Origin of the sequence: Candidatus Hamiltonella defensa 5AT (Acyrthosiphon pisum) (genome assembly GCF_000021705.1) — a bacterium.
Taxonomy (GTDB): Bacteria; Pseudomonadota; Gammaproteobacteria; order Enterobacterales; family Enterobacteriaceae; genus Hamiltonella; species Hamiltonella defendens.
Genome location: NC_012751.1, coordinates 1,095,405 through 1,108,106, shown reverse-complemented (window position 1 = coordinate 1,108,106; position 12,702 = coordinate 1,095,405). Strand labels below are relative to the sequence as shown.

General features: G+C 39.0%; 8 protein-coding genes and 2 pseudogenes. 6 read left to right on the top strand and 4 right to left on the bottom strand.

Annotation, left to right across the window (positions count from 1 at the left end):
• Window positions 1-10: 10 nt before the first annotated feature.
• Complete coding sequence (locus HDEF_RS05430) at window positions 11-184, bottom strand: hypothetical protein (RefSeq protein ID WP_425475038.1); 174 nt, start codon at window positions 182-184, stop codon at window positions 11-13.
• A 227-nt stretch (window positions 185-411) separates the two neighbouring features.
• On the opposite strand from HDEF_RS05430, the gene HDEF_RS05425 reads away from it, so the two are divergent.
• The 3 genes from HDEF_RS05425 (at window position 412) to HDEF_RS13185 (ending at window position 9,944) form a co-directional block, all read left to right on the top strand.
• Window positions 412-6,294 carry a YopT-type cysteine protease domain-containing protein gene (locus tag HDEF_RS05425; RefSeq protein ID WP_044612315.1) on the top strand — a complete coding sequence of 1,961 codons (5,883 nt, stop codon included), beginning with the start codon at window positions 412-414 and terminating at the stop codon, window positions 6,292-6,294.
• Window positions 6,295-7,997: 1,703 nt separating this feature from the next.
• Window positions 7,998-9,494, top strand: a complete 1,497-nt coding sequence (locus tag HDEF_RS05420; protein ID WP_148207013.1) for a hypothetical protein — start codon at window positions 7,998-8,000, stop codon at window positions 9,492-9,494.
• Between the two features lie 72 nt (window positions 9,495-9,566).
• Window positions 9,567-9,944, top strand: a complete 378-nt coding sequence (locus tag HDEF_RS13185) for a hypothetical protein (RefSeq protein ID WP_015873637.1) — start codon at window positions 9,567-9,569, stop codon at window positions 9,942-9,944.
• Here the strand turns inward: HDEF_RS13185 and HDEF_RS12095 are convergent.
• A pseudogene (locus HDEF_RS12095) lies at window positions 9,939-10,120 on the bottom strand (IS5/IS1182 family transposase); the annotation flags it as partial. The gene HDEF_RS13185 and the pseudogene HDEF_RS12095 overlap by 6 nt on opposite strands.
• 58 nt (window positions 10,121-10,178) lie before the next feature.
• On the opposite strand from HDEF_RS12095, the pseudogene HDEF_RS05410 reads away from it, so the two are divergent.
• From HDEF_RS05410 to HDEF_RS05400, 3 genes and pseudogenes are all read left to right on the top strand, one after another.
• Window positions 10,179-10,455: pseudogene (locus HDEF_RS05410) on the top strand (helix-turn-helix domain-containing transcriptional regulator).
• A gap of 568 nt (window positions 10,456-11,023) precedes the next feature.
• A complete protein-coding gene (locus HDEF_RS05405; protein WP_015873635.1) occupies window positions 11,024-11,266 on the top strand; it encodes a type II toxin-antitoxin system Phd/YefM family antitoxin in 243 nt (80 codons plus the stop codon).
• On the top strand, window positions 11,266-11,652 hold the full coding sequence (locus HDEF_RS05400) for a type II toxin-antitoxin system VapC family toxin (RefSeq protein ID WP_015873634.1): 387 nt from the start codon (window positions 11,266-11,268) through the stop codon (window positions 11,650-11,652). The genes HDEF_RS05405 and HDEF_RS05400 overlap by 1 nt, the downstream gene beginning before the upstream one ends.
• A gap of 229 nt (window positions 11,653-11,881) precedes the next feature.
• Here HDEF_RS05400 and HDEF_RS11510 read toward each other — a convergent pair whose 3' ends face one another.
• Together HDEF_RS11510 and HDEF_RS05395 are read right to left on the bottom strand one after the other, a co-directional pair.
• Window positions 11,882-12,121, bottom strand: a complete 240-nt coding sequence (locus HDEF_RS11510; RefSeq protein WP_407078885.1) for a helix-turn-helix transcriptional regulator — start codon at window positions 12,119-12,121, stop codon at window positions 11,882-11,884.
• A gap of 25 nt (window positions 12,122-12,146) precedes the next feature.
• On the bottom strand, window positions 12,147-12,443 hold the full coding sequence (locus tag HDEF_RS05395; RefSeq protein ID WP_044612313.1) for a hypothetical protein: 297 nt from the start codon (window positions 12,441-12,443) through the stop codon (window positions 12,147-12,149).
• Between the last annotated feature and the right edge of the window lie 259 nt (window positions 12,444-12,702).

Sequence of the window (12,702 nt, the reverse complement as noted above, 5' to 3'; positions counted from 1 at the left end):
AGGGATTGATCTACCCTTCAAAACGGTACCAGTTGTTGAATAAGTCCATTTTATCCTCCTCAATGAGATGTTCAATGGCGGCCATTAATGTTTCTTCTGTCGCAAAGCCTTGGCCAGTGGTGGAATTAAACCCCGCTATCTCAACGAAATCTCTTAATGCCTGGTGCTGTTTCACTAGGTACATTCGTTGAGAGGGGCGCACGCCTTCAGACATTTCTTTTTCATCCCATTGACGAGCTTTTTCTGGGCTCAGATGAAACAGCTTAAATAAGCGAACGATGATGCGAAGTATAACGTCGATGAAGAACAGGGAGATTGATAGGTTTACATCATAAAATTAACCATTAATATTGCTTAAAGCGACATTCATTGATTTTTATTGACATTCACACATCACAAGGAAGTGACTTTATGCCTCAGAAGTATTCAACGACTTTCATTCCACCCTCTCATTTTTTTACATTTAATCAATACGATTATTTTGGCATCAAAACCAGAGACAGAATTGATCTGATCAAACAATTATCGCCCTATTATGAAAAAAAGGGGTTATGTCTGGCCTTATCGATTCGCTATCTGATTGAAGAACGCCATCATCCTATGAGGGGCGGTAAAAATTATCTGTTTTGGTTAAAAAATCTGGTGAACAGTGAAACTGATGCCGCCCTCACCACAAAAGACGTGGAAGATATTGATGCTGTTCAGAAAAAAATCCTCAATCACTATCGTCGTCAACATTTATCCACGGAACTTGAAAAGCTGGTCGCCCTCAACAGCAGCCAGGAGATGGAAATCGCCGCCAGAGAATTAAAAAAGGAGTTAAAAAGCCCTACAGATTCTACATCGTCTCAACGTAACAAAGATTTGAGAAATTATACTCAAGATTTGTTTATTCAAGCTCGTCAAGAGTACGCAGACAGTGTCGAGGCCAGTGGCTTAAAATTTGATATTCAGCAGACTAACATGATCACGCATTTGAGTTCACGTATCCACATTTCCTATTTACATTTTCTTCATCAACTCAAAGATCTCAATGAAAATAAATATTATTTACTCTGTATTGGCCAGCATGCCATGGCCGTCAGTTTTATTAAAAAGAACAATAAACATTACTGGACATTCTTTGATCCGAATATCGGCGCCTTCTCTTTTGAACATTATGAACAATGGCATTATTTTATGAGTCATACTCTTTTTTATAGTGTGATCCCAGGGACTGAAAAAAGAAGATATGATTTTTCTGATTTAAAGAATATCAAAAATGCAACTATTGTTTACACCCCGTTCGTTTCCAGAAAAAATGATATTGACAAGACGCCCTGGAGAAAAATATTTGATTATCAAGAGCATTATTTAATACTTTCTTTGTTTAATTTACACAGACAAAATAAAAAATTCCGGCTGAGTGAGGACATTGAAGCGCAGATTACAGGCTATATTCAAGATAAAAAAAGAAAAAAAATCCATCAAATTGAACTCAAAATTTTTTATCAAAATACAGAAAAAAGACTCATATTACCCTTTCATTCATGGAATGAAATACGTCAGTTGATGAATAAACGAATCGACAGCCGCGGTCAATTGATACTCAATGATGAGCTCATTCAGGGCCCCTTCAATGTGCAGCTGATCAGTGATTTAACCCCTGCTGACACGCTGTCTGGTAGGGTCAGACAGGCCATCACCCTCATCAGTAAAATTGCTGAGGGGAGGTTGGCGTATGATTTTATTGCGCAGGATGGAGGCATGCATCAGTTATTCAAAGGATTTTTTCAAAATGACCAGAATGGTTTGGATAAATACGCCTTGATGTCGGTGATTTTCAATATCAGGGAAAATCAGCAATGGATGTCTCAAGCGAAAAAGTTATTAATGATGGAGAGCCTTCACGGTAAATTCACGCAGGTCACCGATCAGCAGGCACTGGAAATCTGTTCTCAAGCCAACATCCTTAAAAATAAACACACCCTGGATTTGATTTCTTTATTGTTCAAGGAAAATCATCCCGATTTTTCTTTACGCGCCATTGCTCAAACGGTGTATGTTTTTAATGGCTATCAAGATTCACATCGGGATACCCATACCCTGGGCCTTTTATGGATGAAAAATCAAATGAGGGCTCAGGGAGAGGCCGACTTTTTTTCAAATGCCATCAGCACCCATACTTTCCTGAATCATCAAAAATCAGATATCCCGCTCAATCAGGAAGATGAGCATCGATTAAGCGCCTTCAACGAAAAATTTTCCTCCTTAAGACAGAAGATAGAAAAAAATGATCCCCATTTTTTTCAAACCAATGACGCTTTGACGGTCGAATTACCTCAAAAAAAGGGGTTTTACTGGATACTGTCTGATAAACACCTCCTGGGATTCACCATCAAGGAAGAGAAGCTCACGCTCTATGATCCGAATTTTGGGGAAATCATTCAACAAAAAAAAACCAGCCCTCATCGATTGACCCGGTTTCTGAAAGCGTATCTGGATTGTAAGGTCGATGGTCATCAAACCCGGGGAGAGCTGTATGGTTTTACACAGTTCGAAGGGCATTACCGCTTCACCATCAAGGAAGCCCATCTCGATCGTCTGACCTCATCAACAAAGACAGAGCTGGACCACTTCAATACCTTGATGGCCGGTTATACCGCTGAAAAAAAGTGGATTGAAAAATTGCCTGAAGTCACGATGGAAGGACTGTCTTTTGCGCCTGCCCTGATGGATAAAATGGGGGTAATGAAAAAAAACAGAACCCTGTCATCCCGTGATTTTAAACAGACGGAATTTTCTTTCTCTGATCTGCAGTTTCATGCTCAAAAATTAACCTCTTATTTCTCTGAAACAGAGATTTCCGATCCCCATTTTAAAACCGCGATAGACATATTGAGAAAAAAATCACAGCAGGCTTCTCAAGGGAATTTCTTAATGGGTGGGAATATGGAAGACAAAATGGACGCCACTGCTTTAAAAGCATTACTCGCAAGAGAGTCCTTTCAGTCTTCTTCCGACGGCGTCAAAAAGACGAGCCTCCTGAAAACGTTATCCTCCCCTCATCATGCAAAAATCATGACCCGTCTCCATCATTCAATGCAATTTTATGCGTACTGGCTGGCGTTTCGTGAATGGATCACAGTCAGTGAACTTCTGCACAATATCCATTTAACCCAGGAACAGAGAACCCATTTCAACGGACAACTGACCCTGCTCAAAGCCGCTTTAAGTGCGAATATGTTGACGGATCTGGCCGGGCTGGCGTTACATCAATGGGGAACGCATTTAAATAAAATGAGTCAACATGGGATGTTGTATTCTGGTATCAAAAAAATACAGTTTGACCTGGGGCGGCTCTTAACCCGATACGGTGCCCCTATTTTACCCATTTTTAATGCCGGATTTGATATTTATGAGGGGGTGAATGCATTGAAGGCGTTATCTGGCACGGCGGATCGTGACAAGAGGCAGGATTTGATTGTGCACGCGACGCTTTCTGGGGCTGGGGCACTGCTCTCCATTTCTGTGGCGATGGGGTATCTGATCGCCGCCACGACAGCGTCTGCCACCGCGGCGACCCTGGCCGCCTTCGCGGGCCCTGTCGGCCTGGGGGCGGGGGTCGTCTTGCTGTCCGCCAGTCAGCTCTATACGGGATTTCGTCAGCTGGAAGATCTTCAAAAACACATTGAATTGACCACCACAGAAAAGTGGCAAAACCTGGGGCGGGCGCTTTTGGGACTGGATATCAGTGCCCCCGTCAAGGAGCGATATGACCAGACCCGCACCCGCACCCGCACCCGGGTTCGGGTTCGGGCAGACTATGACGGGAAATTACGCAAACAGGCAGAGGCCCTGTTTGATCAACCTGCCTGGTCGGATATCGCAGAGTACTACTACAGTGCAGGGGACTTTACACTCACAAAACGCTTTTTTAAAAAAATTATTCGCATAAAAAACCGTCTTCATGTCCCTATTCATAATCTGGGTTCATATGATGTCATGACGACATTAGAGGATAATATTTATCCTGATGATGTAGCAAGTAAATTAACCGACCATTCTGCTTCTGACGATGTACAAAAAAATCTCATCGAGATTGTGGACAGTGAACATTATTATTTTGAAGCCTCTCCTCTACATGGGGTAAACGACCTCATTGAGGCGACTTCTCACTCAGACAGGCCCGAGCCACCTTTACAAAACGCCACCCTCTTCAAGATAGAACGAGGAGTGAATCAGGGGCCCCTGACCGCCTTGTTTCATTTGGGGGATGGCAATGACAGGGCCAGAGGCAGAGCCGGGAGAAAAAATATTTTTAAAGGGGGACAAGGGTCGAAGCATTATACGGGAGGCAATCAAGCCGACGTCTTTTATTTGTTCACGGCCACTGTGCCTGAGACGCGAAGTTATTTTAACGGAGGTGAGGGAGAAGATCTGATCATCGCGGAGCACGATTTAACGGGCACCCCTTATCAAGGATATGGGATTAACTTACAGAAAAACGAAGTGCGGTTCCGTATCAATCAAACAGAAAATTTTTGGCCCTTAATAGCGAATTTAAAAGAGATTGAGCATATTCATGGACATATGACAACCCGAGATTATTTAGTGGGGAATGAAAAAAACAATATTCTGAACGGTTTGGGGGGCAGAGATGAAATCTGGGGGCATGGAGGAAACGACACCTTAATCCTGGAACAGGGCATCGCCAGCGGTGGCCCCGGCATTGATCACACCATTATCCTGAAAAATACCCAACCTCATCCGGTGAATGTCAGCCTTCATGACGACGGAGAGGAGTCGCTGTCTTTGATCACTTTTCAGTACAGATATGATGAAATCAAGGACGTTACACTTCATCTCAATGATGATGGACAATATGATCTGCAAATTCTTTTAAAAGCAAAAGATAAGGCAGAAACGACTGCCATCATAAAGAATGCGTATCAATGCGAGGGGGCAGAGAAAAACCAGTGGTTGTTAAGCAGTGCCTATATTTTCAATACATCGGATGGCATCTCCTTATTTGCCCAATTTCCTGAGTTGATTCAAAAAAATGCTCAAGGAGAGTTTCCCTTTATTCCCCGGTTCCAGGCCCAGTACACGACCCTGCTCGATGCCCCCCATCAAGACTATTTTAAAATGCAAGAGCCAGACAACATCAGACTGAGCCTCAACAAAAGCCCTGACGGGGATTTTGTGAGTGTGGGTAAAGACACCCTTCGACTGAGCCTCAATACCCAGTTGGTCCTCAACGATACGCCTTTTGATGACATTTTAAATGGCGACAGGCAGGATAATGTGCTGATCAGCAGCAGAGGCAACGACAAGTTAAGGGGAGGAAAGGGTCAGGATATCTATCAGATTCAAATGAAAGACAGCGCTCAGACAGAGCGCACCGTCTCTATCGATAATAAGGATGATCAGGCGGAGCTTGAGGTCGATCTGCTGATGTTACCGTTCAAGATAGAGGACCTTAAGATCGAAACCAGCGGTCAGCATGTGATATTAAGCCCATCGAATGAGCCTCAAACAAACCTCAGGATAAAGCTGCTCGACTTTATACGCGACAAGGCTTATCGACACCTCATGCTGATGGATGTTGAGCAGCAGTTATTTGAAATTTCCCTGAATCAGGAGAATCGCCCTTATTTTTTTCATCCTCAGAGCCACGTGAATGCGACAGAAAACGCCGATTTTTTGCGGATTTATGGAGGAGATGTTCTGGCCGATAACACCCTGGATGCCAAGGAAGGCAATGACAATATTTTCGACAACAGTGATCGTTTACATACCCTCAGAGGAGGGGAAGGTGACGACACCATTGTTGCCCCGAAAGGCAATAAAAAGCTTTTTGGGGGGGCCGGTCATGACCAGTTGTTTTCAGGAGAAGGGGATGATGAACTCAATGGCGGCCAAGGAAACGACCGCCTTTCAGGAGGGAAGGGAGATGACACTTATGTCATTCACCGTCAAGACGATCGCACCTATATTGAAGACAGTGGGGGAACCGATGAGATCGTCTTGATGGGGATGGCCCTGAAAGATCTCAGAGTGGTCAAAAAGGATGAAGATATGTATTTATTTTCAGCGCAGGAAGAGGCCCGAACCCCTTTTTCTATCAAAATAAAAAAAGGGGCCAGTTCTTCTGAACATAAGATAGAACATTTATTTGTAAACGGACAAGTCGCTTTAATAGAAGAAATCGCTTTATGGGATGCGAATGAAAAACAGGCATTCATCGATCAGCATAATCACGCTTTCCTGTTTCAAGGTGGGCCTTTCAGTGGATTAGGAGGCGTCTTTTAATCCCGATTTATTTCAACACCCCAATTGATGAGATCAATTGATCCCAGATATGACAATAGACTAAGCCAATTAAGGCAAACCAGTACTGAATTTTTAAAGATAGAGCAAGTCTTACATGTTCCTCGCCAGAAAATTAGAGACAATCATACCCCACTATTATTTTATCTTAAATCATCGATAATCGGAATGGGTGCATATGCAGAGATGTCTTAAACGGTATCATCTCGCTATCATCAACGGTGCTGAAATGGGCGTTGATGAACGATCATTTTAAAGCCATAAAAAGCATCACTTAAAGCTGAGTAGTTCTATATTTTTTATAAACAAGAGTGTAGCTATATGAACGTGAAACTGACTTTAACGGCTATTTTGTTTGCCTTGGCAAGCTAGGTTTGAGCGAGTCCTTCTAAAAATACAATCAATGCCTGTGAAAATTTGGAGACATTTGTTAATAAGCCGAATAATTTAAAAAACCTGAGATCCTCTAAAAAAATGGTCGATTTTTCGCTACATCAGAACTCCTTGGTGAGATGAAAAAGCGTCCAAATTGTCCAGTTGCATTTAAAGACATTGGCCTGATTGACTCGCTTTTTAACTTCAGTAATCGCCAGCTTTGCTACTTCTAATGTAATAGATATTGGTTAGTTGCTTTTGAGCGACCCTGCTGTTGATAGTCCACACCATGCAATTATCCACATGAGAAGACGTTCTTTTCTAGATCAGCCACTTCGATAACGCTCTTCAGTCTCTGTTTAAATATTTCGGGCACAGTAGCTAATCAGCAGAACCGGATTAGTGAAAATATTGGCATAGACGGTTAATCCGATTCTTAGTCATGACTAGCGCGCTCGGCTGACGTCAACAGCCATTGTTCTGCCGCATTTCCACCTGTTATGCCACTACTCTTTTAGTAGATGCGATTGTGTAGTGGTCAACTAAAATTGGCCATCCTACCTGAGTGTTCATGGAACAGCCGCGCTGATTCATTTGGCGTTAACCCACCGTTATACCAGTGGGGTCTTACATCGTAATGGGTAATGGAGCCTTAGGCCGACACCAATAGCGGATGAAACGGACATCAAGATCAAAGGTCAGTGTAAATATCTTTATCGGGCTGTTGACTCCTACTATTCGGGTTTTAAAAAAATTGAAATCATTTAAAAATAAACACTGTATTAATTGAAGTCTTATATTTTAAATTTTTAGATAAAATATACATCGCTTATATTAATTATTCTTAATAAGGTGTTTTGTTTATTTAAAAATTTTAAATTCATCCAAAAAAACAAAAGTGCTACACCTCTATTAATAAATAGTGACGATGACTTGTTCTTTTAAATTAATTTTGAATAAATTTTTTTATTAAAAGGCTAAACAACCTATCATAAATTTTACATTTGACGTTAATACGCACGACTAAAAATCATGTGAATAAGCAAAAGAGTTCAATATATTTTTTCAACATAAAGACAGCAGAAAAATAGGTTTTTTAACGAAAAGAGATTTATCATAACACTGTAAAAAAAGTAATGTAACTAACTAAAATAAAACAACAAAAATTTTTTATTAAAAAATTTGAAGTTTTTCATTTTATATAAAAAATTTTGAAAAGTTTTTTTTAATAAAAATTATTAATTAATATTAAAATTATTATCATAAAATTGATTGATTTCAATAAATACATTATTAATAAGGACTTCTTAATGAAAGAATGGGAGTTCTTATTAATGTTGAATAATATTATGAAATCGAATACTAACCAGTTTGAACTCAGCGAAAAAATTAACAGTGAGTTGTTTAATTCAGATCCTTTGTCTTATTTAAATTTTAATAAGATAATAGATGAGATTGCTATAAATAATATTAAGGATATTATTAATAATAACGATATTCTTGAACAAGAAATTATAAAATCTGATGGGCAAGGAAGACCCTTAAAAATAAATATTAAATCGAATTCAATTATCGCTGAATCATTTAATCAAGAATCAATCATTAATATCAAAATAAATAAAAATGATGATTTATCACATAATAGTAAAATTAAAATTTTTGATAAAAAAGAACAGTTAAAAGAAATAATAAAAATTACAGAAAATTCAAAAAATTCATTTAAAATATATCATGAAACCTTTAACTCAAAAGGAATATTAATCAATAAAAAAGAAATTGAAAAAAATCCTGATAACAGATTAGAAGAACGTAATCATATTTTTGAATATTCAGAAGAAAAATTAATTAAAAAAATTGTTACAGAAACATCTTATAATTCATCTAAACAAAAAATATCTTTTTTTAAAAAAACTAAAAATTTAAAGTCTGGACAGGCTGAAGAAATTAAAGAATATTACGATAATGATTTTTTATTAAAAAAATCCAAAATAAAATTTTTTGGTAATAAAAAAATTAAAGAAACTGAATTGGATTGTAGCTTGACAACCAATTCTTTAAAAGAGCCCCAAAAAACAGAAAAAAAATTTGATGACTTGGGTAGAATAATTAAAGAAGTGATAAGTTTTTACGATTCATCAACAGATAAGATGACGTCTCAAAAAACCATAAAAATAAAGTTTGATGATTTAGGAAGAGTCACTGAAGAAACTACAAAAATGGATAAAGTATTAGAAAATAAAATTAAAATTAAAACAAAATGGGATTACGTGAATAGAGTAATAGAGATTAAAAAGGTTTACCGTCAATCAAAATATATTACAAATATAAAAACAACGAAAAAATATTATGATAGAAGAGGTTTGTTAATCAGAGAAGAAGAGAAAGAAATCATTAAGGATCACCGTGATATAGAATCAAAAAAACTGATCAATGATTTAATTAAAGAATATGATCATGATTCATCAGTAACAAGACCAACTATAGCACAGGAAGACAACATTAAAAATGTTGAATCAACGCTAGTCAATGAAAATATTGAGCCTGCCGTAAACAGTTTTATAGATCGTTCCTCGGTATTAGGGTCATTCGTATTAAGTTCATTATGTAAAGAAATTAAAAATTTCTTTACTGCTCCCGCAGAACCTGCTCAAGCGAATAGGATACCTCAAGCTCATGTTTTTGAAAAAGTGGATATGCTCCCGCAAAATATTGCGGGGTTTTCGCATGCTGAAAAAGTGACGCAGAGTTTAGAAAATAAAAAGGCAATCATGCCAATGGTAAATGATTTTACGTCTCCTGTTAATTAACCATAGGCATTTTTTTTGATGAAAATATTTTAGTGATTAAATATCGATCATTGGTTCTGTTGAATTAAGCGATTGCATACGGCGTTACAAACGCTGTATGACTATCCTATTCAAGGATTAGATGGAATTGAAAACAAAGAGTATTCATTTGATTTCAACCAAGGTTATGCCTTACTTCATAAGCTTAAGGATATCATCCCAGAAATAGCTGAAGTATTAATGACTAATGGTGATAAGGAAAACGCAAAAAATTTATTTAAAGGCCTCTGTTTTGGCTTATCTACACGTTATCTCATGGAAGAACGGATTCATGGACCAGGCGGTGGGAGGGATTATATGCTCATGCTTGAGTATATTGTGGATCAATATTCCAAAATAAATTTGATGATTTTTAACGTTTTCTGGCTAACTTGCGTGCAGTATCCCGGGGTCTACATAGTGTCGTCATGAAGTTTTGAGCCATAGAGCCAGGCATCGTATTTGCACGGCAGCGAGAAAAGAGGAGGTATTCTTTGCATCATAAAGAGTGGCAATCCCGCGCCCGCGCTTGAGGTGTAGAAAGGCATTCTCCATGAGGTGCCGGATGTTTGTGCTTTATCATAGTGACGTTGAATTTGACGATTTTTTTAGGCGGGATGACGATTTTCATGCCAGTTCAGAAATGACGATGAGGCAATAGTTGAGATGTTGATAAAGGACATTAAATTTGCCAATGCCTATATTCATCAGCTTTTTTTTGTTTGAACTTGATGAAGAAGGAAGGCAAGAAGCTTTTCTGATGGCTTTGTGTCATATTGTCGAACCCCGTGGAGGTATGACCGTCATTGCAGATAAAGCAGACGTATATAGAAGAAAAAAATTCTACAGAACGCTATTCGAAAGAGGAAACCTGATATTAAAAACAATGCGGCAGGTCCTACATGCCGCAGGATTCCATTTTTCAAACATGATTTCCTGTTAATTTCATTTTAAATAACTCTGATGTTCTTGAACACTGTATAGCACATACCGAAAAAAAATCTTTGCGGGTTAAAAAAATTCTCTTGGGAAAGCCAGCAAAAGAAACCGTCATTTTTTAATCATTCACAATTTACCAAGAAGGATCATTGTTCTTCCTGTTTTTCATAGCATCTTATCCCCCCTGTGCTCCAATTCTCCGAAAACCTATCCTAATACCCCTCAGCGAAAATCAATCCCTTGAATTAATGCTTGTTAAGGCTCCTTGGAATACAGGCCAAGAATGAATAACCTATTTTTATCCCCACAACCCCTTACCGAGACACATAAACTCAATGGGTTTAGTTGTGATGAACCCTCATTAGCCGATTGGCTGATGCTCGTATTAAAAAATTACTTTAAAAACAGAGTAAACGAGTTGTTCTTAATTTAATAAGGAACCCTAAAAATGTCTAAAAAACATTTTTTTAACTCTATATATGGCACTTTGATAATTATGCAAAAGATTGCTTGTTCTATTAGGGGGGGTGATATAGACTTAGTTTATTAAACTTGACTCATATAAGGCAGCCATGCAAACCTATAATATCCATGACGCTAAAACGCAGCTTTCCAGACTGGTCGAGATGGCCTCTAGAGGCGAGTCGTTCGTGATCGCTAAGGCAGGTAAGCCAATGGTGAAGGTGATCGCACTCGACACACCGGAACCGTCTCAAATGAAACGATTTGGTTTTATGGCTGGTCAGATCAAGGTGCCAGACGACTTTAACACGATGGGCGCGGACGAAATTCAAAACCTGTTCGAGAGCCAGTAGTGAAGCTGCTGCTGGATACCCATTTGCTGATTTGGGCGGCAGAGAGCATTGAGCGCTTACCGACAGATGCTCGTCACCTGATGGCCAATCCGGAAAATGAATTGATTTTCAGCGTAGCAAGTATATGGGAAGTTGCCATCAAGTCCGGGCTGAACCGGCCCGATTTTCAGGTCGATGCGCGCATGCTGCGTCGTGGCCTGATCGACAACGGATACTGCGAACTGCCGATACTCAGCCAGCATGCGGTTGCAATCGATGCCTTGCCTATGATTCACAAAGACCCGTTCGACAGACTTCTGATTGCTCAAGCAAGGGTCGAGGGAATTACATTGTTAACCGATGATGCCACCTTGGCAAAGTATCAAGGTTCGGCAAGGCTGGCTTGATGATCAGCTGGGGAGAATCAACCATTGAAGGTTAATGATTAATATATAAGGTTTCAGTTTGTAGCATTCCTGCATAGACTGCCATGGCGTTTTGTTACTCAATGCCGATTGAGGCAATTGTGGGTTCTAAAGACAGACATAAACGTCAATTTACGTTCAAATTCCCTTTTGTATGAAAAAACCACAGAGACCCAATCCAGATTTTACCAAAAAAATGCCACTCCTTGTCTCAGCAAATTTTTCGGAACATGGTTATATAGTTATTAAGTGCATTTGTGTGACAGTATTCTATCAATCCAGCCAGTGAATTGACCTTCATTTTTTCATACATCCTTTGCAATCTATTTTCGACAGTTCTATGGGAGAGAGATAACTTTGTCGCGATGTCTTTGGAGGACAGCTTCTGAAGGGCGTAAAATATGACATCAAGCTCTTTTTCTGTAAAAAGTGTCTGAGGAGCTTTGGCCAATAGCCATGAGGGCTATCGTTTTCGCCTACTTCAGGCGCTCCTTTAAATGTGTGTCATCTTTTTTCTCTGTTTTTTCGTACACTGAAGATATTTTTTCCGAAATTTTGTTTGAAATTTCATTCTTTTCTCTCGCGTCTTCTTTATACATTGAATGTATCTTTTTATAATCTGAATCAGATATTGCTCCATAAGATTTAAGAGCAGCATCTGATGTTTGTCTGAAATCATTCGACTTGAATTTGTGAATTATTGCTGCGTTCTGTTCTTCTTGAGTCTTTTCGGGGTCTTTAGATATGTCAAGCGCTGAGTCAAGAATCTTCACAAATGTTAACGCTGGGTCTTTTGCTGATAGGTTTTTTGCCCTCTTATTTTTAAAGTGATCTGATAAAGGATTTTTATTAAGCTGTTCTCTCGCTGGTTATACAGGCAGTTGATTTAACTGAGAATCTTTTTTTTGTTCAGTTAACTGATTTTTGTCAGGCTCTGTTATCTCTGGCTGTGCAGGCGTCTGACCTAATTGATCATGCTTTTTTTGTTCTTGTTACAACTCATTTCTTTTAGCTTTGTTGTCCATTATTATC